Annotated in this window: 20 protein-coding genes and 1 pseudogene; 6 read left to right on the forward strand and 15 right to left on the reverse strand. The window is 66.7% G+C overall.

The features are described 5' to 3' along the window. Window positions 1-129: 129 nt before the first annotated feature. The 4 genes from ACQPW1_RS08600 to ACQPW1_RS08615 form a co-directional block, all read right to left on the reverse strand. Entirely contained in the window at window positions 130-570 is a 441-nt protein-coding gene (locus ACQPW1_RS08600; protein ID WP_433662196.1) for a L,D-transpeptidase, read from the reverse strand. A gap of 251 nt (window positions 571-821) precedes the next feature. After that, window positions 822-2,273, reverse strand: a complete 1,452-nt coding sequence (locus ACQPW1_RS08605) for an AIM24 family protein (RefSeq protein WP_433662197.1) — start codon at window positions 2,271-2,273, stop codon at window positions 822-824. Window positions 2,274-2,388: 115 nt separating this feature from the next. Continuing rightward, window positions 2,389-3,792 (reverse strand): APC family permease, encoded by a 1,404-nt coding sequence (locus tag ACQPW1_RS08610; RefSeq protein ID WP_433662198.1) that lies wholly within the window; start codon window positions 3,790-3,792, stop codon window positions 2,389-2,391. Then, the gene (locus ACQPW1_RS08615; RefSeq protein WP_433662199.1) at window positions 3,785-5,731 is read right to left on the reverse strand and encodes a primary-amine oxidase; all 1,947 of its coding nucleotides are present in this window, start codon (window positions 5,729-5,731) and stop codon (window positions 3,785-3,787) included. Before ACQPW1_RS08615 ends, ACQPW1_RS08610 begins: the two co-directional genes overlap by 8 nt. Before the next feature lie 354 nt (window positions 5,732-6,085). On the opposite strand from ACQPW1_RS08615, the gene ACQPW1_RS08620 reads away from it, so the two are divergent. The 3 genes from ACQPW1_RS08620 to ACQPW1_RS08630 are packed head-to-tail and all read left to right on the forward strand — an operon-like array spanning window position 6,086 to window position 9,294. After that, complete coding sequence (locus ACQPW1_RS08620; RefSeq protein WP_433662200.1) at window positions 6,086-7,831, forward strand: N-acyl-D-amino-acid deacylase family protein; 1,746 nt, start codon at window positions 6,086-6,088, stop codon at window positions 7,829-7,831. After that, window positions 7,828-8,451: a TetR/AcrR family transcriptional regulator gene (locus tag ACQPW1_RS08625; RefSeq protein WP_433662201.1), complete on the forward strand. Its 624-nt coding sequence runs from the start codon at window positions 7,828-7,830 to the stop codon at window positions 8,449-8,451. The genes ACQPW1_RS08620 and ACQPW1_RS08625 overlap by 4 nt, the downstream gene beginning before the upstream one ends. Window positions 8,452-8,511: 60 nt before the next feature. Continuing rightward, window positions 8,512-9,294, forward strand: a complete 783-nt coding sequence (locus ACQPW1_RS08630; protein ID WP_433662202.1) for a crotonase/enoyl-CoA hydratase family protein — start codon at window positions 8,512-8,514, stop codon at window positions 9,292-9,294. 38 nt (window positions 9,295-9,332) lie between these two features. On the opposite strand, the gene ACQPW1_RS08635 is transcribed toward ACQPW1_RS08630, so the two are convergent. From ACQPW1_RS08635 to ACQPW1_RS08645, 3 genes are read right to left on the reverse strand one after another with little or no spacing between them, the layout of a single operon-like run. Further along, window positions 9,333-10,265, reverse strand: coding sequence for a fumarylacetoacetate hydrolase family protein (locus tag ACQPW1_RS08635; protein ID WP_433662203.1), 933 nt, complete (start codon window positions 10,263-10,265; stop codon window positions 9,333-9,335). Further along, window positions 10,265-11,050, reverse strand: a complete 786-nt coding sequence (locus ACQPW1_RS08640; protein WP_433662204.1) for a cyclase family protein — start codon at window positions 11,048-11,050, stop codon at window positions 10,265-10,267. The genes ACQPW1_RS08635 and ACQPW1_RS08640 overlap by 1 nt, the downstream gene beginning before the upstream one ends. After that, window positions 11,047-12,246 carry an MFS transporter gene (locus ACQPW1_RS08645; protein ID WP_433662205.1) on the reverse strand — a complete coding sequence of 400 codons (1,200 nt, stop codon included), beginning with the start codon at window positions 12,244-12,246 and terminating at the stop codon, window positions 11,047-11,049. Before ACQPW1_RS08645 ends, ACQPW1_RS08640 begins: the two co-directional genes overlap by 4 nt. Window positions 12,247-12,360: 114 nt before the next feature. On the opposite strand from ACQPW1_RS08645, the gene ACQPW1_RS08650 reads away from it, so the two are divergent. Further along, complete coding sequence (locus ACQPW1_RS08650) at window positions 12,361-12,963, forward strand: TetR/AcrR family transcriptional regulator (RefSeq protein WP_433662206.1); 603 nt, start codon at window positions 12,361-12,363, stop codon at window positions 12,961-12,963. 10 nt (window positions 12,964-12,973) lie between these two features. On the opposite strand, the gene ACQPW1_RS08655 is transcribed toward ACQPW1_RS08650, so the two are convergent. The 8 genes and pseudogenes from ACQPW1_RS08655 to ACQPW1_RS08690 all read right to left on the reverse strand — a co-directional run bounded on the left by ACQPW1_RS08655 (window position 12,974) and on the right by ACQPW1_RS08690 (window position 19,030). Beyond that, on the reverse strand, window positions 12,974-13,921 hold the full coding sequence (locus ACQPW1_RS08655; protein ID WP_433662207.1) for an anti-sigma factor RsbA family regulatory protein: 948 nt from the start codon (window positions 13,919-13,921) through the stop codon (window positions 12,974-12,976). Beyond that, window positions 13,918-14,172: an STAS domain-containing protein gene (locus ACQPW1_RS08660; RefSeq protein WP_433662208.1), complete on the reverse strand. Its 255-nt coding sequence runs from the start codon at window positions 14,170-14,172 to the stop codon at window positions 13,918-13,920. The genes ACQPW1_RS08655 and ACQPW1_RS08660 overlap by 4 nt, the downstream gene beginning before the upstream one ends. Before the next feature lie 189 nt (window positions 14,173-14,361). Then, window positions 14,362-14,841 (reverse strand): VOC family protein, encoded by a 480-nt coding sequence (locus ACQPW1_RS08665; protein ID WP_433662209.1) that lies wholly within the window; start codon window positions 14,839-14,841, stop codon window positions 14,362-14,364. Between the two features lie 64 nt (window positions 14,842-14,905). Then, the gene (locus tag ACQPW1_RS08670; RefSeq protein ID WP_433662210.1) at window positions 14,906-15,550 is read right to left on the reverse strand and encodes a TetR/AcrR family transcriptional regulator; all 645 of its coding nucleotides are present in this window, start codon (window positions 15,548-15,550) and stop codon (window positions 14,906-14,908) included. A 537-nt stretch (window positions 15,551-16,087) separates the two neighbouring features. Continuing rightward, entirely contained in the window at window positions 16,088-16,501 is a 414-nt protein-coding gene (locus ACQPW1_RS08675; RefSeq protein WP_433662211.1) for a hypothetical protein, read from the reverse strand. After that, window positions 16,498-17,277 carry a hypothetical protein gene (locus ACQPW1_RS08680; protein ID WP_433665600.1) on the reverse strand — a complete coding sequence of 260 codons (780 nt, stop codon included), beginning with the start codon at window positions 17,275-17,277 and terminating at the stop codon, window positions 16,498-16,500. Before ACQPW1_RS08680 ends, ACQPW1_RS08675 begins: the two co-directional genes overlap by 4 nt. A 182-nt stretch (window positions 17,278-17,459) precedes the next feature. Next, window positions 17,460-18,071 (reverse strand): annotated as a pseudogene (locus ACQPW1_RS08685) (flavin-containing monooxygenase); the annotation flags it as partial. A gap of 47 nt (window positions 18,072-18,118) precedes the next feature. Further along, window positions 18,119-19,030, reverse strand: a complete 912-nt coding sequence (locus ACQPW1_RS08690; protein WP_433662212.1) for an SDR family NAD(P)-dependent oxidoreductase — start codon at window positions 19,028-19,030, stop codon at window positions 18,119-18,121. A 109-nt stretch (window positions 19,031-19,139) separates the two neighbouring features. On the opposite strand from ACQPW1_RS08690, the gene ACQPW1_RS08695 reads away from it, so the two are divergent. Both ACQPW1_RS08695 and ACQPW1_RS08700 read left to right on the forward strand, forming a co-directional pair. After that, window positions 19,140-20,213 (forward strand): alpha/beta hydrolase, encoded by a 1,074-nt coding sequence (locus ACQPW1_RS08695; RefSeq protein ID WP_433662213.1) that lies wholly within the window; start codon window positions 19,140-19,142, stop codon window positions 20,211-20,213. 25 nt (window positions 20,214-20,238) lie between these two features. Next, on the forward strand, window positions 20,239-21,174 hold the full coding sequence (locus ACQPW1_RS08700; RefSeq protein WP_433662214.1) for an SDR family NAD(P)-dependent oxidoreductase: 936 nt from the start codon (window positions 20,239-20,241) through the stop codon (window positions 21,172-21,174). The last annotated feature ends 30 nt before the right edge of the window (window positions 21,175-21,204 follow it).

Below are 21,204 nucleotides of genomic sequence, written 5' to 3' on the forward strand. Positions count from 1 at the left end.
GACCGAAGATCGCGCCGTACGAGCGCAGACTCGCGCAATCGAGCACCGCCGGAGATCGATTGAGCCGCGGACGAAAACAAGAACGGGATGCCCGCCATGGGCATCCCGTTTTGGGTGATATGCGTGGAGTTACTCCACAACTTCGACGATGTCGCCGGGCTCGAGATGGCGGTAGGTGGCCTCGGCGGCATCAGGATTCATCCGAATGCAGCCGTGCGACATCGAATCGAGCGGTCCGATGTGGGTGGCGATATCGCCATCGAAGAAGACGGCCCATTCCATCGGCGCGTTGTGCATTGTGCTCCAGAAATGTTCGCGCTTGAAGTCGACGTCGAAGACGCCGACATGCGACTCATATCCCGGTCTGCCGATTTCGATCGGCTTGGGGCCGTAGATGGTCTTGCCGTCCTCCATCAGCCACACTTCTTTGGTCGACAGCCGCATGCACGCGCGCGTCTTCGGTGCGGCGCACGGTGCGGGCGGTGGTGGTGGTGGTTTAATAATGGCCGGTATGCCGGGGATGTCCGGGCCGCCGGGCCATAGCGGTTCGGCCTGCGCGGTTCCCGTCAAGGCGAATCCGGCCGACGCGACTCCGATCAGTACCGCGAATCTAGCCGACCAATTCCGAAAACGCCTGTTTCTCATCAAATTTCCGACCTCTCTTCGCCTTGCCGCCACGCTGCGTGCCGAATGCCAGGGTGATAGGAGTACCTCGGCGCAAAAGCTCCAGAAATCCGAGGTGCTGCGATCATCGCGGACGGCACGCGTGCGGTCAATCGTGGCACACGAATTGTTAGCCGAACTATCCCTTTGTTAAGCCGTCAGCCGAACAGCCCGCCGAGCGCGCCGCCGCTCTGTCCGGCCTGCTGGCCGCCGCCGGTACCGCCGATGAGCCCGCCCGGTGGCAGCTCCGATGGCTGCACGATGACGAAGCCACGCCCCGAAAACGCCAGCGTGAGTCCCTCTCCGGTGCTGCGGCCGATCAGCCTGCCGAGGCCGAACGAGTCGTTGCGCTTGATCCCGGTCTGCAGGCTCGACGACCAGGCCACCGCCGCCTGCGGATCGGCGTAGGTCGGTTGGTCGACCTGGAGCACTACCGGCGAGCCGTGCGTGGTGATGGCAATCCGGCCGCGCCCGGTGAACACGCAGTTGAAAAGCCCGGCGTTGCTGGCGACGCCGGCGGCGCCCTGCACCCGGGCGACGCGGTAGGACAGGCTGGTGTCGAAGGCGAGCACGTTGGAACCGTTGATGGTGAGGCCGTCGCTGCCGTCGAGGTCGATGATGTGCACGTCGGCGGCGCTGTCGGCGAGGAACAGGTCGCCGCGGCCCGAAACGTTCATCAGCGGCACACCTTCACCGGTGAGCCGCTGGGTGATGGCGCGGCCGATGCCGCCGGAGCCGAGCGCCTTGAACTGCATGTCGCCCTGGTAGGCGACCATCGAACCGGCCCGGGCCATGACCTCGCCGTTGACGGCGACCTTGATCATCTTGCCGCCCTGCTTCTGGATGCCGACGCCGGTGACTTCGGCGTGGCTGGGGTTGAACAGATCGCTCTGCATCGGCAGTGCTCCTTGCTGAGGTGATGATGGCGCGGGCGGTGAGTAGGCGGGGGCCGATGGGTACGGCGGGGGCGCGGGCGGCGGATAGTTCGGCGCGGGCTGCTGCGGCGGATAGTTCGGCGGGGGTGCCTGCGGCGGGTAACTGGGCGCGGGCTGCTGCGGCGGGTAGTTCGGTGCCGAAACCGGCGCGGCGGCAGGCGGGCTCGGTGCCTCGGGTTCGTCGTCGATGTTCACGCCGAACGCCGAGGCGATACCGGCCAGCCCGTTGTCGTACCCCTGGCCGACCGCGCGCACCTTCCAGGCGCCGCTGCGGCGATAGATCTCCACGCACACCACGGCGGTTTCGGTGGTGAGCCCGTCCATCGGGAAAGTCAGTGACCCCGAATCGGATCCGATCGTGGCGAGCAGCGTGCCCGCGGCGGCGAAGGTCGGCGGGCCGCTGCCGTCGAGGCTGGCGGTGACCACGACTTTGTCGACGTCCGGCGGTAGTGCGCTGGTCTGCACGTCGACCATGTCGCCACGACCGCTGCCGTGCCGATAGGTGACACCGGGTCCGACCGGCTGGTTGAAGAACACGAAGTCGGCGTCGGACCGGACGCGTCCGTCCGTGCCGAGCAGCAGCGCGGATACATCGACCCCGGCCTGGCAGGTGACGGTCACCGTCATCCGGTCGGCGGGTGCGGGCCGGTTCTCGCCGCGAGCGAGGGCGGTCACCGTCGACCGGCCCGGTCGTCGGCGATCGGGCCGAATGGCATGCGATTCACGCCGTCAAGTGTGTCCCGAGTCGGGTCCGTGCGCCACCGAGTCGGCCGTACGCCACGCCGAATCGTTAGCTGACGGAGGAAGTTGCCCGTCGTTTCCGGGCGATCGCGACGCCGAGGGCGAAGGTCGCCACGACGATGGCGAGCATAGTGGTCGCGACGATGGCCGAGCCGCCGACCAGCGTGGTGAAGTTGTCGATGACCAGGGCCGTTACGACAAGGAGCCCCACGGTGCCGAGGGCGGGCGCGATCACCGTGTGCCAGCGGCGTCGGTCCAGGCCGGTGCGCCGGAAGAAGACGATGATGGCGACGCTGGTGAGCAGCATCAGCAGCAGGATGGCCACGGTGGCCAGGCCGGACATCCAGGTGAACAGCTGCAGGACCGGGTCCGCCCCAGCAAGGGCGAACGTGCCGACGACCAGTGCCGCCGACAGGGTTTGGGCGAGCGAGGCCTTGTGTGGCGAGCCGTGCCGCAGATGGATGTGGCCGAGGGCCGGGTGGCCGATGCCGTCGCGGGCCAGCGCGTAGCCGTAGCGGGAGATCGCGTTGTGGAACGCGAGCAGGGCGGCGAACAGGCTGGTCACCAGCAGGATCGTCATCAGGTCGGCGGCGGATTCGCCGAGAAACATCCGCGCGGCGGTGAAGGTCAGTCCTTCGGGGTCGTCGCCCGCGGCCGCCGCGACGCCGTCGCTGCCGAACGCGAGCACGATCGCCCAGCTGGCCACCGCGTACAGCACGCCGATGGTGAGCACCGCGATGTAGGTGGCCCGCGGGATGGTGCGGCGCGGGTCCCGGGTCTCCTCGCCGTAGATCGCGGTGGCCTCGAAGCCGATGAACGACGCGATCGCGAACATCAACGCCACACCGGGGGAGCCGTCGAGGAACGCCGCCGGAGTGAAGGAGACGGTGTCGATGCCGTGCGCGCCGCCTCGGATCAGCACGGCCGCCGACAACGCGACGATGATGCCGATCTCGACGACGAGCAGCACGCCGAGCACCTTGGCGCCGAGCTCGATATTGCGGTAGCCGAGCACCGCGACGACGGCCATCAGCGCGAAAGCGTAGACGTACCAAGGTAAGTCGGGTCCGCCGTAGTGCACGACGAGCTCTTCCACGGTCGACGCCGCCAGCCCGTAGATCCCGGCTTGGATGGCGGTATAGGTGAGCAGTGCCAGTCCGGCCGCGCCGAGTCCGGCACCGATCCCGAGGCCGCTGCGGACGTAGGCGTAGAAGGCGCCCGCTTCGTCCAGATGTCCACTCATCGCGGCGTATCCGACGCTGAAGACGAGCAGGACGGCCGCGGCGATGAGGTAGGCGGTCGGCGCGCCAGCCCCGTTGCCGAGTCCGATCATGAGTGGCAGCACGCCGCCGACGGCGGTCAGCGGTGCGGCCGCCGCGATGACGAGGAACACGATCCCCACCACCCCGATCGAGCCGCGTAATCGTGTACCGGCAGTGGCTGTTTCAGTCATCGGGGGCTCCATGGCAACTGGTCGACTCGTCGCAGTGGCCGGAGCTGGTGCGAGGAACATCGAGGGTGGGATTGCGGTCGAAGAAACCGACCGGTTTGAGCAGGAAGCCGGTGTAGTCGACCGGCATGATCGGCCAGTCCTCCGGTCGCGGAAAGTGGGTGAGGCCGAACGTGTGCCACACGACCAGGTCTTCGTTGTCGAGTGATCGATCGGCGGCGACATACTCGGGGAGCCCCGCGCCGCCGGGATGCTGATTCACGAAATCGCCTGCGGCATAACGCTGTGCCGGATCGTAGCGGGTGACCCAGAGGCTCTTCGTGGCGAACGCGGCCCGCTTGGCGATCGGTGCATCGTCGTCGGCGAGCAGTGTTTCCTTGCCCTCCGGGTAGAGCACGTAAGACACCGGCAGGCCGAGGCGATTACGCACCTCGGGATTGCTGATGCGCCAGATCCGTCCGACCCGATTGTCCGCGTGCCGCTGCGCCTCCGATTCACGAGCCAGCGTCGTGCGCCGCAGCGTGAAAGCGTTGCCGTGCGGGTTGTCCGGGCCGATCGGCACCCGGGCGCTCTCCACCTCCTCGACGCGGTTGCGGTGCCCGTCGACCATCATGTCGAGTCGGGCGCTGAACAGGTGCTGGTGATGCGGTGCGCCGAGGCCGGGCGCCACCTGCGTGGAGAAGGGGTGGTCGGGGCCGGGATAGCCTGCGGTGAAGACGATTCCGGTCGCCTTGACCTCGAAGCCGATGGTGCCGTCGAGGTAGAGGTACCAGAAGAAGCCGTAGTCGTAGTTGCCCACCGTGGTGAAGAACGAGATCACCAGACGGCGTTGCCTGCGCACCTCGCGCGATCCGGTCCACAGGTCGGTGTGCTTCCACAGCACCCCGAAGTCCTCCTCGTGCATACAGATCGCGTTGTGCAGGACGCGCGGACGGCCCGCCTCGTCGGCGATGACGGCATCGAAATAGGTGATGTCGCCGAGGCAATCGCAGCCGAGCTCGAGTGCGTTGGCGTAGCGCCCGACGAGGTACTCGCCGGTGTCGAAGTAGTTCTGCCACGAGCGGATCGGTGACGGATCGGCATAGGGGACGACCATTTCCGCGATGGACGCGCGGTGGATTATCGGCCGGTTCCGGCCACCGTCCTGAAAGCCGATCTGGTGCAGGACAAGTCCCTCGCGAGCATCGAAACCCACACGCACCGACCACTTTTCCCACTCGACGAGATTGCCGTGCACGGTGAAACTCGGCCCTTGCGGCTGAGTGATCTCGATCGGTTTCTGCGTGGTGCGCGGCGGTCCGGTAACGGCGGGATCGTCGAAGTTGCCGGATTCCTGCGGCACGTCGACCGGCCCGGTGTCGATGACCCGCAACACCTCCCTGGTCATCACATCGACGAACGCGACGAGCCCATCGATGGGATGCGCCCAGGGGTGGTCCTTCTCGTGCTGCTGGTGGAACGCCAACCCGCGCAGGATGCGGCGGCCCTCCTCGCCCGGGTAATCGAACACACCGGCCGACAGCGGGGCGACCCGCACCTCGGCGACGTCGAGGCCGCGGGTGGCGAGCGCGGCCAACCAGTCGGGGTTGCTCGCCAGCACCGCTTCGACCAGCTCGAACTCTTCGTCGAGCACGGGAAGCTGACCGTCGACGATCGCGTCGAGGGCGCGCTGGGCGACCACCGCTCCGCAGCCGAGCGACACGATCAGATCGACGGCGTTCGGGCGGTCGACGTCGTGCAGCAGCACCCGGAACCGGCGATCCAACGCGCCGGGCTGCTGGTAGACCTCGTACTTGTCCGGCTCGTCCAGTCCGACGTAGACGAAACGCGTTGTCGGCGCGATCAGCCCGGCGTCCGCGACGACGGCGCGCACCTGGGCGATCTCGTCTTCGGTGGGCAGCGCGAGCGGATGATCGGCGCGTTCCGGTGTGAGCGTGGGCATGGGCCCCTCCATCTCAGTTCTACGAATGTGGGAACAAGGGGGTATTCGCCGAGCAGCTGCGTCCGCTCATCATATTCAGCAACCATTCGGACAATTGGGTCGCAGCGCACTCGGCCGGATTGCCGATGTGCATTCCCTTACGAGCATTGATCTTAAGAATATGCTCGTCGCAAGTAGTGGTAGCGCAATGCCACTGCCTTGTTCCTACATTTGATCGAATGAGAATGCCGGGCATTGGTTGCGACATGGCGCATCGAGAGTTACAGAACAGCAAATCATTCCTCGCCGACGATCCCGGAGAGGTGTGAGGACTGGACCCTTGACTGTTAGCAACCGATCGGTTGCAATGTGAGAGTGAGCTACGACACGATCATCAAGGCCGGGCGCTGGTTCGACGGCGCCGGTTCGCCCTCCGGCACGCGCCACCTCGGACTCCGCGGCGATCGTGTCGTCACGGTGTCGGCCGAGCCGCTCGACGAGACCGGCTGCCCGAACGTCATCGATGCCGAGGGCAAGTGGGTCGTCCCCGGGATGATCGACATCCACACGCACTACGACATCGAGGTGCTGAAGACGCCCGCACTCGACGAGTCGGTGCGGCACGGCATCACCACGGTGCTGCTCGGGTCGTGCTCGCTGTCGACCGTGCACGTCGGGGCGACCGACGCGGGTGACCTGTTCGGCCGGGTCGAGGCGATCCCGCGACGGCACGTCATCGACACCATCGACGAGACCAAGACCTGGCACTCGGCCCGCGAGTACATCGCGGCGCTGGAGCAGTTGCCGCTGGGTCCGAATATCGCTGCGATGCTTGGTCATTCGGATATCCGCACGGCACTGATGGGGCTCGACCGCGCCACCCGCAAGGAAGTTCGTCCCACCGCGGCCGAACAGGACGCCATGGAAGCAGCCCTGAACGACGCGCTCGACGCCGGATTCGTCGGAATGTCGGCGCAGCAGCTGCTTTTCGACAAGATCGACGGCGACACCTGCCGCTCGCGCACGCTGCCGTCCACCTACGCCAAGACCCGAGAACGGCGCCGCCTCAACGCGATTCTGCGCCGCCGGCGCCGGGTGTTGCAGGCCGGTCCGGACATCGCCTCGGTGCGCAGCATCGCCGCGATGACGCTGAGCAGCCTGGGCATCTTCCGCAAGCACCTGAAGACCACGTTGCTCTCGGCCGCCGATATCAAGGCGAACCCGGCCCTGGTCTACATCATGGGACCGATCGCCCGCGCCCTGAACGCACTGGGCGGTGACTTCCGCTGGCAGCACCTGCCGGTCCCGTTCGAGGTGTACGCCGACGGCATCGACCTGGTGATCTTCGAGGAGTTCGGATCCGGTGCCGCGGCACTACATCTCGCCGACCAGGTCGAGCGCAACGCCCTGATGCAGGACGAGTCGTATCGTCGGCAGTTCCGCAAGGACTACGACGCCAAGTTCGGGATGCGGGTCTGGCACCGCGACTTCTTCGATGCCGAGATCGTTGCCTGCCCGGACGATTCGGTGATCGGCAAAACGTTCGGGCAGGTGGGTCTCGATCGTGGTGGCGCGCACCCGGTGGACGCGTTCCTCGATCTGGTGGTCGCGCACGGCACCAAATTGCGTTGGCGCACTACGATCTCCAATCACCGGCCGAAGTTCCTGACCAAGCTCGGCGCGAATCCCGGTGTGCAGCTAGGTTTTTCCGATGCGGGCGCGCACCTGCGGAACATGGCGTTCTACAACTTCGGGCTCCGCTTCCTGCGCCGCGTGCACGATGCCGAGCAGTCCGGAACGCCCTTCATCTCGCTGGAGCGCGCGGTGCATCGGATGACCGGTGAGCTCGCCGACTGGTACGGGATCGACGCGGGCCATCTGCGCGAGGGCGATCGGGCGGATCTGGTGATCATCGACCCGGCGCATCTCGATGCCTCGCTCGACGCCTACGCCGAAAGCGCGGTCGCGCAGTATGGCAACCTGTCTCGCATGGTGAATCGCAACGACGGCGCGGTCTCGGCCGTCTTCATCGGCGGCAAGTACGTCTTCGGCGACGGCACGCCCGCGCCGATCCTCGGCACCGACCGCACCGGACGATTCCTCAGGTCCCAGGTGCGGTGACCGAGCCGCGACGAACCCAAGCTCAGCGTCGCGCCGCCACCATCGGCAAACTCGTCGAGGCCACCATCGAGGCCATCGCCGAGGTCGGCTACCACAACGCCTCCCTCGGCGAGATCAGCCGCCGCGCCGGAGTGTCCAAGGGCGGCATCTTCCGGCACTTCGACTCGCGGACCGACCTGGTCGTGGCCGCCGCCGAGGAGGTCGGCCGCAGGCACATGCGCGCGTTCGACAACATCCACGCGCGCGAAAACACCGACCAGCCGCTGGATTTGACGCATATCCTGCACCGCGCGCGCAATCAGATCCGCCAGGAGACCAACACGGTCTGGTTCGAACTGCTGGTCGCCGCGCGCACCGAACCGGAGCTGCGCGCCAGGCTCGCGCCGGTCGCCCGCGCGCTGCTCGACGACGTCGAGCGGGTCGCGGTCGCGGCCCTTTCGCCTGCCGTTCCGCCCGATGTCGCTCGCCTGCTGGCCACCTCGATTGTGCACATGTTCGACGGCGAGGCGATCTTCCGCTCCACCTATCCGCGGCCCGAACTCGAGGACGCGCGGATCGAGTATGTGGCCGGTACCTTCCAGCGGCTGGCGGGCGAGATCCGGGTCGAATCAGGCTCCTGAGCACCGGCGATCGATTATGGACCATTGCATAATCGATAGGTCTCTTGTTGACTGAGGCGCATGGCCGACACCGTTACCGTCGAACGCGACGGACATGTCCTGCTCATCGGACTCAACCGTCCGGAGAAGCGCAACGCCTTCACGATGGAGATGCTCGGCGAGCTCTCCCGCGCGTATGCCCTGCTCGAAAACGACGACGACCTGCGCGCCGGTGTCCTGTTCGGGCACGGCGACCATTTCACCGCCGGGCTCGACCTAGCCGACGTCGCCCCCTCCCTCGCGGGCGGCGCGCTCACCTACCCCGAGGACGGCGTCGACCCGTGGCGGCTGGACTACCACTGGACCAAGCCGGTTGTCGCCGTCGCCCAGGGTTGGTGCATGACGCTCGGCATCGAGCTGCTGCTGGCCGCCGACATCCGGATCGCCGCCGAGGGCACCCGGTTCAGTCAGCTGGAAGTCCGTCGCGGCATCTATCCCTTCGGCGGTGCGACACTGCGGTTTTGGCGTGAAGCGGGCTGGGGCAACGCCATGCGCTGGGTCCTCACGGGCGCCGAATTCGATGCCGCCGAGGCGCTGCGCATCGGCCTGATCCAGCAGGTCACTCCCGACGCCGCGACGGCGCTGGCCGCGGCGCGCGCCCTGGCCACCGAAATCGCCGAGGACTCAGCACCATTGGGTGTTCGCACTATTCTCGCCTCCGCGCACCGAGCCCGCGACGAAGGCAACGCCGCCGCCGCCGAACATCTGGTCGGCGACGTCACCAAACTCTTCGCGACCGCGGATGGCGCAGAGGGGATTCAGTCTTTCATCGAGCGACGGAAGGCGAAGTTCACCGGCAAGTGACGCCGGAGTGGCGGCGCCGGAAGCCTTTTCGGTGCCGCTCAGCGTACGCGGCGCGCGGCGGGCACGGGATGCACAGGCGGACCTGCGATTACGGAGTTCTCGATGCTGCCGAGACCGTCCACCTCCATGGTGACGGTGTCCCCGATGGTGAGGGGTGGGGGCACCTGTTCGCCGCCGTTGCGACCCCACAGCTCCACCAAACAGCCGCCACCGCATGTCCCGGAGCCGAGGATGTCCGAGGCGCGGACGACGGTGCCGCGGCTGGCGTAGGCGACCAGTTCCGGGAACGACCACGCCGAATTGGCCAGGGAATCCTTGCCGATGGGCGTCCCGTTGACCGACACCGACATGGTGAGATCGAACCGGTCACCCTGTCGGTAGGGCTCGAGCTCGTCCGGTGTCACGAGGTAGGGTCCGAGCGTCGAGGCGGTGTCCTTGCCCTTGGCCGGCCCGAGGCCGAGGCGCATCTCGTACATCTGCAGGTCGCGGGCCGACCAGTCGTTGAAGATGCTGTAGCCGGCGATGTGCCGTTCCGCTTCTTCGACGGGCAGGTTGGCACCGTCGGTGCCGATGATGGCGGCGACCTCCAGTTCGAAATCGAAGACAGTGCAGCCGGGCGGCAGCGGGACCGGTTCGTGCGGCCCGATCAGCGCGTGCGGATTGGTGAAGTAGAACGTCGGGATCTCGTACCACTCCGGCGGTACCGCGGGCTCGCGCAGGCCCTGGAACGACCCTTCGACATGCTGTTCGAAGGTGATGAAGTCCCGGATGGACGCTGGGCGGACGGGCGCGAGAAGGTGTTGTCCGGCGAGTGCGACAGGCACGCCGCACCGGCTGAGAACTTCCGCTTCGGTCGGCCCGGCGGCCAGTAGTTCGAACAGGTCGGTGCCTGCCGGGAGCGGGTGCAGGCGGTCGTCGTGCACGAGGGCCTGCCGGTATCGGCCGTCGAATCGCAGGGCGGCGAATTTCATCAGTTCTCCTCGGTGTCGTCGATGATGGCCACCGCGCGGGTCCAGCCCGCGGAGGCGGCGTGTATTTTGTGCGGGAAGCATGAGATACGGAATCCGTTGGCGGGCAACGCTTCCAGGTTGTGCAGCTTTTCGAGGTGGCAGTAGCCGGTGTCCCGGCCCGCCTTGTGGCCTTCCCAGATGATCGAGCCGTCACCGGTTTCGGCATAGCGTCGGGCGGTGTAGCTGAACGGCGCGTCCCAACTCCACGCGTCGGTGCCGGTGACCCGCACGCCCTGCCGGAGCAGGTGCAAGGTGGCGTCGCGGCCCATGCCGCAGCCGCGGGCAAGGTAGTCGTCTTCGCCGTAGCGGGTGCCCGCGCTGGTGTTGACGACGACGATCTCCAGCGGGCTGAGCGTGTGCCCGATCCGGGTCAGTTCGGCGTCGATGTCGTTCGGCGTCACCACATATCCGTCGGGCAGGTCGCGGAAGTCCAGCTTCACGCCGGGCTGGAAACACCACTCCAGCGGTACTTCGTCGATGGTGATCGCGCGCTGCCCGTTGTCCATGGTCGAGGCGTAGTGGTAGGGCGCGTCCATGTGGGTGCCGCAGTGGGTGGTCAGCCGGACCCACTCCACTGCCCACGCCTCGCCGTCGGGGAGAACTTCGGGTCCGGCACCGGGGAACATGGCCAGCATGTCGGCCACGGTGTCCTTGTGGTTCAGGTACTCGATCTCGGGGCGCATACCGGGTGGGTCGGAGGTGATACCGGATCGCAGCGGGACGGAGATGTCGACGAACGTGGTCATGATGCTCCTTCGATCTCGAGCGTGGACGGTGCGGGAACTGTTGTCGTGCTGTGCAAGTTGGGCAGGAACGTCATGACGAATGCCGCGCAGAGGAAGAACCCGGCACAGATGACCAACCCGGTGCCGAGTCCGGTGGCGGTCGCGAGCGCGCCGAGCGTCAGCGGGGCGAAGGCGGCCACACCGCGCCCGACGTTGAAGCAGAACCCGGCGCCGGTCGCGCGCACCCGGGGCGGGAACAGTTCGCCGAGGTAGGAGCCGAAGATTCCGGTGAACGCGGCGAAGAACGCGAACAGTGGGCCGAGCCAGAGTAGTGCGGTGCGGTCGGCGGCGACCACATACAGCGGCAAGGTCGCTGCCACGCCGGTGAGTGAAAGGAGTAGTGCGTTCTTGCGGCCGATCCGGTCGGCGATCAGGCCGAAAACGTTGTAGCCGAAGAACATTCCCAGATTCAGCACGGTCATGAACAGGCTGACCGTCGCGGTCGAGATGCCGCGGTCGGCGTGTAAGTAGGTGGGTAGCCAGGTTGACGCGCCCCACCAGCCGAACAATGCCAGTCCGGCGACGGTGGCGCCGAGTAGCGTCCGGCCGTGTAAGGCGGGGGCGAAGATTTCCGCCACTTTCACCGGGGTGCTTCGCTGCTCGGTCCATTCCGCCGACTCGCGGAAGAAGGCGCCGACGATCAGCAATGGCACCACGACACCGATGCCCGCCAGGAAGAACAGCAGCCGCCAGTTCGGCAGCAGCGCACCGGCCAGCAACGCGGCGACCGCGGGGAACGAACTGAGCACGAAGGCGGCCGCACGTCCACGCTGGGCGGCGGGCCAGGTCTCGACGACGTACGTCGACACCGCGCCCCACACCCCGCCGAGACCGAGTCCCGCTACGAAACGCAACATCAGGAACACCGCGAAGTTGGGCACCACCGTGAGCGCGATGGTGAAAACGCCGAATACCGCGAGCGAGACCAGCAACGCGCGCTTGCGGCCGTAGTTGTCGGCGAGCCAGCCCGCGGTCACGCTGCTCACTCCGATGCCGAGCAGGGTCGCCGTCACGAGCAGGCCGCCCTGGGTCGCGGTCAGTCCGAACTCCGCGCGGATATCGGGTAGTGACAGTGACAGCAGGAGGATCTCCAGTGCATCGAACATGTAGGCCACGAATGCGCCTGTGAGCACTACCCATTTGTCGGAAGACTGCATGCCGACTGTCCCTCCGGTGGATCCTTGCGGCGTGTGACCGCTGTCACTGACTGTACGTACGTACAGTCAGTGGGTGCAAGAGGTAAATTCATTCGTGACGAGAGGATGTGGGTGGTGACGGTTGCGGGCGGGCGTCGTACCGCGATCCTGCGCGCCGCCGAAAAGGTGTTCGCGCAGGAGGGGTACCACGGCACGACCATGCGTCAGATCGCGGTGGCGGCCGAGGTCAAGCTGTCGCTGGTGGTCTATCACTTCACCACGAAGCTGGAGTTGTACGTCGCGATCTTCGAAGATCGGCAGTACATCAACCAGGAACGTATCGATCGGCTTGCCGCCATTCCGGACCTGCACGCCGACGACGCGGTGGAGCAGATCGTGCACGCCTTCACCGATCCGGTACTGGCGCTGCACAACGATCCGGACGACGTCTGGTTCGCTCGGCTGGTGTTTCGCGAGGGTGCCGACCCGTCGAGTCAGCAACGCCCGGTCATCAGCGAGCTGTTCGACCCGATGGCTCGCGAGTTCATCGAGGCACTGCGCGTGGCGCTACCCGGTAAACGCGATGGCTTCTACCACTGGGCCTATTTGTTCTCGGTCGGTGCACTGACCCTGAGTGCCTTCGACGATCGGGTGCGCAACCTGACCGAGAAGACCTTCACCGAGCAGAAGCACGACATCCTGCGCTCGTACATCATCGCGGCGCTGCGGCACGGCTGATTTCGGCCGGTCAGGCCAGGCGGAGGTCCATCTGGAGGGTGGTGCCGTGCACGCCGGTGTGGATGCGGACCAGGTCGGTGAGGTGGTTGACCAAAAGCAGGCCGCGGCCGCCGAATTGGAATGGTTGGGGTGGCAGGCGGCCGGCGAGGGGGTTGGTGATGTGGCCCGCGTCGCGGACCTGGGCGCGGAGTTGCCTGCCGTCGATCCAGAGGGTCAGCGTGCCGCTGCCGCCGCCGTGCACCACCGAGTTGGTGATGGTCTCGGCGACGACCAACTCCAGGTCGATGATGCGGTCCTCGGTCATCCCCGCCTGGTTGGCGAACTCGCCTGCCCGGTGCCGGGCCTCGGTGAGCGACGTGGCATCGAAGGCGATGACGCGCGCGATCGCGGGCGGCGGGGCCAGCGGCTTGTTGTACGAGGCGACGATGCGGTCGGGATCGTATGCGCCACTTGGGCGTTCACCGCTGCTGTCGATCAGGGTCGGATGGGTCGCGTGCGCGTCGACCAGCACGGTCGGGTCGAGGCGTTCGGTGTCGTAGGGGCACAGGATGCTGACCTCGCGACCGGTGAACGCGGCATTGATCAGTGCCTCGTGCTGCACGCACGCCGGGTACTCCGTCGCGGAACGCCCGGCCCAGATGGGTTCGCCGATGATGCGCACTCGACCGGTCGGGTAGTTGTCGGCGAAGGCGCGGAGCACGCCGGGAATGATCCGGCCCGGGTTGCGCCCTTCGACGGTCATGTCCATCAGCCGCACCGCGTCGGCGTCGGCGCCGAGTTCGGCGCGGATCAGTTCCAGGTTGGGTCCGGGGACCGACACCGCGACGGGTTCGTTGTTGGCCAAGCCTTCTCGGATGAACCCGAGGGTGCCGGCCAGGTACTCCTCGGTGTCGCGGTAGAACAGCGCCGGGTGCACGAAGGGGTCTGCGGGGGGTGGTCCGGCGGTGGTGCTGGTCATGCGCGGTCTACCTCGATTGTCGGGAGCGACGGCCAGAACAGGTCCAGGATGCGGACCAGCGTCACGGGCGGGTTGTGCAGCACGACCCTGCGTCCCTGCGCCGCCTGATTCGTGGCTTCCACCAGTATCAGCGTGCCGTGGGTGTCGATGAAGGTCAGCTCGGACAATTCCAGGTGGATGTCGGGGGTGCCCGGTAGCTCGGCCAGCGCGGTTTCCCACGCGTCATGCGTGGAAAGGTCGATCTGGCCCACGCAACGTAGACCAGGCGGTCTGCTGGTCGAAAACGTCCGCAGCGTAGTCGAATCCGGCAAAATGGCGGGAACCCGATCGGCGGGTCTCGCTGGCTCGGCCTGCACCCTCACACCACCCCTTCTGCCTGTCCACGGCAGGGAAACTACCTACCGAACATACGCCTTCGCCGAGCCGGATCGATCAGGCGGCTACCCGAGTGTCCGCAGGCTGTTGAGGTAGTCGTCGGCGGCGCCGCTCAGATAGAGCGCCAGGCCGGGGCCGACCCGGCCGATGTCCATCAGTTCCAGGCGAACGCCGTCGGAGGTCTGGTGGTAACAGGAGGGGGAGTCGGAGGTGTTGTCGTGCGACGAGATCAGTTGTGGCAGCCCCTCGGCGCTGAGGCGCTTCGACTCTTCGAGTACGTCGTCGGCCCAGATGCCGAGGTGGTGCAGGCCGGTCTCGGCCCAGATGGTGCCCGGCATCTGCTCGAGCAGTTCCAGGTAGGGCGGTCCCTGTTTGGAGTAGGTCATCCACGGCTGGATGTTCATCGTCTCGCCGTTGTGGTGGATGTCGCTGTTGTTCCTGGTCGGCGCGTGCCATTCCAGGCCGATCTTGCCCAGCTCGGCCATGGCCTGTTCGAGGTCGGCCACGACGATTCCGATGTGATACGCGGGCTGCATGGTGGGCATGCGCGGCTCCTTTCGGTGGGTCCCGCCAGCCTACAATGAGAACGATCGGTCGTAAAGTTTTACCTCAAGACGCCGGGAGAATCGACGGATCCGTGCAGTACGCCCGCAGGCGACCGAGCATGGCGGCCCGTGCCTGCGCGAACGCGGCGTCGCGGTCCAGCAGTCGCGCGCGGGTGACCGCGCCGTAGCCCAGGGCGTCGAGTTCGAAGGCGAGCACGCCGGGGTCGGTATCCGGCCGCAGCTGCCCGGTATCGAGCGCGGTGCGAATGATGGAGTGCACGAACGCATCCCACTCGTGCGCGAGTGTGACGAGCCGGTCGTGCACCGGCCCGGGCTGGTCGTCGAACTCGTGCTGGATGGCCACGAAGAAGCAGCCGCCGGGCAGCACCAGATCGGTGTAGAAGGTCAAGCGTGATTCGTGCAGCGCCCACAGCTGGCGTACGCCGGGCGGGGCTTTGAGCGCGGGCGCCACGACCAGCTCGGACCATTGCGTCCGAGCCCGTTCGATGGCCGCCAGCTGCAGCTCCTCCTTGTCGCGCCAGAGCGAGAACAGGCCGGACTTGCTCACGCCCGCTTCGGCGGCGACCTGGCCCATGCTCAACGCGCCGAGTCCCGCGACGGAGGCCATCGAGACCACCGCGTCCAGCACGGCCGTTCTGGATCGATCGCCGCGCGCTCGGCGCCCGTCGGCGGGGTGCCTGTTCGTCATGTGAGCATCCTATCGCAATAAGTCCGACCGATCGGACGTAATAGCCGAGGTGGGGGCGAAGCGGCGTGCGAGTCGAGTCATGGACGTGGCCGATGGGTTGCTCGGCCGCGCGATCCACGGGAAGGGTACGTCCACCGGCAGACGGCGAAATGGGGGATTCCCCTGAGGCGTAAACAGATTCGTTTCTGATGTTTCCGATATCTGGCGGTTGTGTGCTGAAAGATAATGCAACCCAACGCATTAGACGCTCTCCCGCGACCGGAAAAGCTTCCGGTGGGAAGGGTTCTTCGCGGATCTATTGCAGTTAAGGGGCGACCGCGTCGTCGGCACCGGACGTGACGTGTCGGATGAAGGTGGCGATCTCGGACCTCTGTGAGTAGCTGCGCCAGTCGCACCGCGTCGGCGGTGAGGAACTCGCGCGAACCGGCTGGAACGGACCGAGGCCGCCGAGATCGCAATCCACGGGTGCCGGGAACGGTTCGGTGCCGTTCTTGGTGCAATACACCTCGTCGACGAGCCTGGCGAACGCCTGGGGGATCAGCGCATCGCTGAGCTCGTCGGTCCGGTTGTCCGCTCGGCTCGGGCCGCTGAGCTTGGTCCGATGAACCCACCGCCGTGAAAGTAGATCACCGTGGCGCAGGCTGGACCGCCGGCCGCGCTGGCCGTGACCCATTCGGCCCGGCAGTACGGAAGTGCCGCCGACTCGACAGTGGTGCCCCGGGGTGGCGGCAACAGCAGGCCGGGGAGGTCGGTTCCGGCGAAGGAGATACGCTGCACCAGATCCGGAGCCCGGCGATTGACCGCCCGCACCGACAACGCGAACCCGTACAGCGCGGGCTTGGCCGTTACCCGCAACGCGCGCGCCGTGATTCGAGTTTGCCTGCTGGCCGGGCCGAACGTTTGCACCGGCGGCCGCGACCACCCGTCCGAACGCGGTTCGGACGGTGTCATGCCATGATCGCCTCGGCCATCGGCTCGGCGACCACCCACGGCAGTCGCCCGGTGAAGGTGTAGTGCCGGAACGGGAAGTGGCGGTTGCCCCACCACTGGTTCATGCCGGTGGTGGGCCGGATCGCCAGTTGGCCTTGGTAATTGACGTAGTAGGTGTTGGATCCGGCGCAGGGTTCGGTGACCCACATCGAGCCCTCGGTGCGCCGCACGCAGAACTCGGCGAAGTCGTCGTAGGCCTGCTTGGTGACGTCGACCTTGGTCGCCCCGCGCCGGTGCGCTTCGACGATGGCTCGGCGGGCGTGTGCCGCGTTGTTCTCGATGGTGACCAGGATCGAGCTGGGGATGATCGTGTTCGGTCCGCACCCGACCAGGAACAGGTTGGGCCAGCGGGCGACACTCACTCCTTGATAGGCGTGGTAGTTGTTCTCGTGCCAGAAGTCGCCCAGTTCTTTGCCGGATTCGCCGAAAACGTTGAAGACGGGGGAGAATCCGCGCTCGCACACCCGAAAACCGTTGGCGCACACCAGCACATCGATCTCGTGCTCGACACCTTCGGCCGTGACGACACCCGTTTCGGTGATGCGTTCGATCTTCTCGGTGATGAGCGCGACACGGTCCTTCTGCTTGAAGGTCTTGAAGTAGTCGTTGGACATCGAGGGCCGCTTGCAGCCGGGTGCGTAAGTGGGCGTGAGCTTTTCGGCCAGTTCCGGGTCGCGCAGCCACGACCGGTACAGCGCACCGCCCGCGCGGGTGACGTAGGGCATGAACTGCGGCATCCGGCGCATCGCCAGCAGGCCGCCGACCAGTCCGACATCGATGCCGCCCGCGATGGCCGCGCGGATCGCTTTGCGTACCGGGTAACCGCGCCCAGGAATCGATCGAGCCCCCAGTCGATGCGGAAATCTGGCTTGGGCGCCAACCAGATCGGTGTCCGCTGGAACACCGTCAGGTGGCTCGCGATCTTCGCCATTTCCGGGATCAGTTGCAGCGCGGTCGCACCCGTGCCGATCACCGCGATGCGCTTGCCCGCGTACTCGTAGTCATGATCCCAGCGGGCGGTATGCACAGATTTGCCCGCGAAGGTCTCCACGCCAGGGATATCCGGGAGTTTCGGTTCCTCGAGAATGCCGAGTGCGCCGACGACGAATCGGGCGGTCAGCTCCTCACCGTTGTCGAGCGTGCCGCGCCACAGATGAGCTTCCTCGTCCCACCTGGCAGCGGTGACCCTGGTGTTCAGCCGAATCTTGCGCCGCAGGCCGTAGGCGTCGACGACGCGTTCGATGTACTGCTTGATCTCGTGGCCCGGCGGAAAGAACCGGCTGGACGTGGTGAACGGCATCCGCGAGAGGCTGTAGAAGATCGCCGGAATGTCCACGGCGAGACCGGGATAGGTGTTGATGTGCCAGGTGCCGCCGATGCCGTCGTGCTTCTCGAGCAGCACGAAATCGTGAATCCCGGCCCGGCGCAGTTCGATCGCGGTGGCGATGCCGCCGAAGCCTGCCCCGATGATGATCACCTCGTGATCCGGTGTCACGTCGCCCGCTGTCGCGCCGTTGCTGCTGATCGGCATATCGCTCTACTTCCTCGAAACAGGTAAGGGAACAGTCGAACTCGGCGCTAGTCGCGCGCGGCGACCGCGCGGGCGGCGGCGGTGTCGAGGCGGCGCAGAATCGCGTCGGGCACGAATCGTTCGGCCGTGCCGAGGAGTCCTTCGATGTCGATGAATCGAGCGGCGAGACGGGCGCCGCTGGGCGAAACCCGACCCGCCGTACACGCGAGCCTCGCCTCGAACGGGGTCGGCGCGACCGCGGGATTGCGTTCGGCAATCCGAACAATGTTGCGCGCCACCGTTTCCGGGCTACGCGCCACCAGCCCGGCGGCGAGTACCGAGATGTTCCGGCCGCGAATGCCCTGCTGCGCGTCGAGGCCGACGATCTGCGCGTTGGGATAGAACCCGGTGTTGATGAACGCGGGCAGTACCGCCGTGACACCGACACCGGTCCCGGCGAATTCGAGTCGCAGGCACTCGGTGAGCATCTGTGCGGCCGCCTTGCTGGTGCAGTAGGCGGTGCTGAGCGGGATCGGCAGCACGGCGGCTGGTGAGGTCACGGTCAGGATCCGTCCGCCGCGGCCCGCGTCGATCATCTGGCGGCCGAACAGCTTGCTGCCGTGCACAACGCCCCAGAAGTTCACGCCCATGATCCGGTCCCAATCCGCGACGCTGTGGCCGAGGAACGGTCCGGCCGTGGTGTAGCCCGCGTTGTTGATCAGGACATTCGGGGCGCCGTGCTCGTCGTAGACCGCGGCGGCGAAGGTCGTCATAGCCGAATTGTCTGAGACGTCGACCGCGTAGGGGTGGGCTCGTCCGCCCGCCGCCTCGATCGTCTCGACGGTGGCCTGCGCGGTGTCTTTGTTCAGGTCACTGACCACCACTCGCGCACCGTATTTCGCGAATCGAATGGCGGTGGCCCGGCCGATCCCGCTGCCCGCGCCGGTCACGATCACCAGCTTGTCATCGAACTTGGTCATCTCTTACCTCAGCTCCGATCAGCACGCCCTCGTGCTAGTGTCCCAGACAACCTACGCTGTGTTACACAGTGTAGACAACGGCAATGCCGCCGGGAAGAAGGAGACGCACATGCCGACCGCGCCACGGGCTCTGGCCCGTCCCCCCGTCTCGTCTGTGACGATCGAACTGCCGCGCAGGGCGAGCTTCGTGCTGCGCATCGCGCACCCACTGTCCTATGCGACGCTGCGGATGGGGATCAATGTCATCGTGGCCCTGGTCGGCCGCGGCATTCCCTACCGCGACGCGCGCAATTTCCACCTCAGCAACCTGCTCGATCCGCTGGCCGCGTTGCTGCTGCCGCCGCGCGGAACATTGCGGCGCTCAATGCTTTTCGACCGCTTCCGGGCGGAGTGGGTGTGGCATCGCGATACCCCCGACCCGACGCGGGTCAAGGACAGCGCCATCCTCTACTTCCACGGTGGCGGGCTCGTGGCGTGCGGCCTTAACTCGCATCGTCGCCTGGTGGCGCGGATCGGCCGGGCGAGCGACATGCCGGTCTTCAATGTCGACTATCGGCAACTGCCGAAGGCGCACCTCAGCGAGACCATCGAGGACTGCGTTGAATCCTACGAATGGCTACTGTCCCAAGGCTTTCCGCCCGAACGCATCGTCTTCGCCGGTGATTCCGCCGGTGGTGGACTGACTTTCGGGCTGGCGCTGGCCGCCCGCGAGCGTGGCCTGCCCATGCCGGGCGCGATCGTGGCGATCGCGCCGTGGGCCGACTACGACTCGGCCCGCCGCGCCGGGCACCCCAACGACCGCCTCGATCCGATGCTCAGCGCCGCCGCGCTGGCGCTTCCGGTTCAGCTCGGCATGCTGGTGGACGGCGTGCTCGACCCGAAGTGGTCACCGGTCAACCACCATTTCACCGGGCTGCCACCGGTGCTGATCCAGGTGGGTTCCACCGAGGTGCTGCTCGCGGATGCCGAGGCGCTCGCCGAGCGCTGCGCCGAAGCCGGTGTGCCCTGCACGATGCAGGTCTGGGACAAGGCCATTCACGTCTTCCAAGCCGGTGCCGACCTGCTGCCGGACGCCAGGCAGGCGATCGGCGAGATCGGCGCGTTCAACCAGCGCACCCTCAACGGTGCGGTGCACCGAGTCCCGGCCAAGCGCCGGTTCACCCGGCGCACCCGCGTCGCATAACACCCCCGTCGAATCGAGGACGAACATGAAACCCTTCTATCCGAGCATCGCGGTGGTCACCGGCGCGGGCAGCGGTATCGGCCGCGGCACCGCCAAGGCGCTGGCCGCCGTCGGCGCGGAAGTCGTTGTCGCCGATATCAATCTGGACTCCGCGCAGGATGCCATCGCCGAGATCCGTCGGCTCGGCGGTCTCGCCGTGGCGTATCGGCTCGATGTGGCCGATACCGCCGCGCTCGAGGACTTCGGCAGCGAGATCCGAAGCAACTACGGGGTCCCCGACGTGGTGGTCAACAACGCGGGCATCCTCGTCGGCGGGCCGTTCCTGGATGTCCCGCTGGAGGATCTGCGGCGCATCATCGACATCAACCTGATGGCAATGATCCACGGCTGCCGCATCTTCGGCGCGCAGATGGTCGAGCGTGGCCGCGGCGGGCACCTCGTCAATGTCGCCTCGATGGCGGCGTTCGCGGCCGCCCCGTACACCGCGCCGTACAGCATCAGTAAGTACGCGGTGAAGCACTTCAGCGAATGCCTGCGGGCCGAACTGGCGACGCACCAGATCGGCGTGACCGCAGTGTGTCCCGGCCTGATCGCGACGAATCTCTCGTCCACCGCACGCATGTCGTCCGTGCTGGACGAGGAACGATCCTCGACCACTCGCAAGACGATGCTCAAAGGTCAAGCGCTGCTTGGTATGCACCCGGACAAGGCGGGCCGCATCATCGTGCGAGCCATTCGCCGCAACGTCGCGGTCGAGCCCATCCGCCTCGAGGCCCGGATCTCCTACCCGCTGGCTCGCTGGTTCCCCGGACCGGTCCGCGCGTTGATGACCGTGGCGGCCAAGCCCGACATCCACGCCGCCGTCGAACACAACGGCATGCTCGACCGGCTCGAGCGCCTCGCCGATCGGGTGCCGTTCCGCGCCGACCACGGTGTCGACAACCCGGACCGCCAGGGATGATGAAGATGCCGGGCGAATCCTCCACCAACC

Source organism: Nocardia sp. CA-128927 (assembly GCF_050955855.1).
Taxonomy (GTDB): domain Bacteria; phylum Actinomycetota; class Actinomycetes; order Mycobacteriales; family Mycobacteriaceae; genus Nocardia.

What these genes read in the sequence shown, in the direction of transcription:
- ACQPW1_RS08630 (WP_433662202.1), top strand. Translation starts at nt 8,512, where the DNA reads ATGGCCGACACCGTTACCGTCGAACGCGACGGACATGTCCTGCTCATC.
- ACQPW1_RS08610 (WP_433662198.1), bottom strand. Translation starts at nt 3,792, where the DNA reads ATGACTGAAACAGCCACTGCCGGTACACGATTACGCGGCTCGATCGGG.
- ACQPW1_RS08675 (WP_433662211.1), bottom strand. Translation starts at nt 16,501, where the DNA reads ATGACACCGTCCGAACCGCGTTCGGACGGGTGGTCGCGGCCGCCGGTG.
- ACQPW1_RS08670 (WP_433662210.1), bottom strand. Translation starts at nt 15,550, where the DNA reads ATGACGAACAGGCACCCCGCCGACGGGCGCCGAGCGCGCGGCGATCGA.
- ACQPW1_RS08690 (WP_433662212.1), bottom strand. Translation starts at nt 19,030, where the DNA reads ATGACCAAGTTCGATGACAAGCTGGTGATCGTGACCGGCGCGGGCAGC.
- ACQPW1_RS08640 (WP_433662204.1), bottom strand. Translation starts at nt 11,050, where the DNA reads ATGACCACGTTCGTCGACATCTCCGTCCCGCTGCGATCCGGTATCACC.
- ACQPW1_RS08665 (WP_433662209.1), bottom strand. Translation starts at nt 14,841, where the DNA reads ATGCCCACCATGCAGCCCGCGTATCACATCGGAATCGTCGTGGCCGAC.
- ACQPW1_RS08655 (WP_433662207.1), bottom strand. Translation starts at nt 13,921, where the DNA reads ATGACCAGCACCACCGCCGGACCACCCCCCGCAGACCCCTTCGTGCAC.
- ACQPW1_RS08680 (WP_433665600.1), bottom strand. Translation starts at nt 17,277, where the DNA reads ATGCCGCAGTTCATGCCCTACGTCACCCGCGCGGGCGGTGCGCTGTAC.
- ACQPW1_RS08635 (WP_433662203.1), bottom strand. Translation starts at nt 10,265, where the DNA reads ATGAAATTCGCCGCCCTGCGATTCGACGGCCGATACCGGCAGGCCCTC.
- ACQPW1_RS08645 (WP_433662205.1), bottom strand. Translation starts at nt 12,246, where the DNA reads ATGCAGTCTTCCGACAAATGGGTAGTGCTCACAGGCGCATTCGTGGCC.
- ACQPW1_RS08700 (WP_433662214.1), top strand. Translation starts at nt 20,239, where the DNA reads ATGAAACCCTTCTATCCGAGCATCGCGGTGGTCACCGGCGCGGGCAGC.
- ACQPW1_RS08695 (WP_433662213.1), top strand. Translation starts at nt 19,140, where the DNA reads ATGCCGACCGCGCCACGGGCTCTGGCCCGTCCCCCCGTCTCGTCTGTG.
- ACQPW1_RS08615 (WP_433662199.1), bottom strand. Translation starts at nt 5,731, where the DNA reads ATGCCCACGCTCACACCGGAACGCGCCGATCATCCGCTCGCGCTGCCC.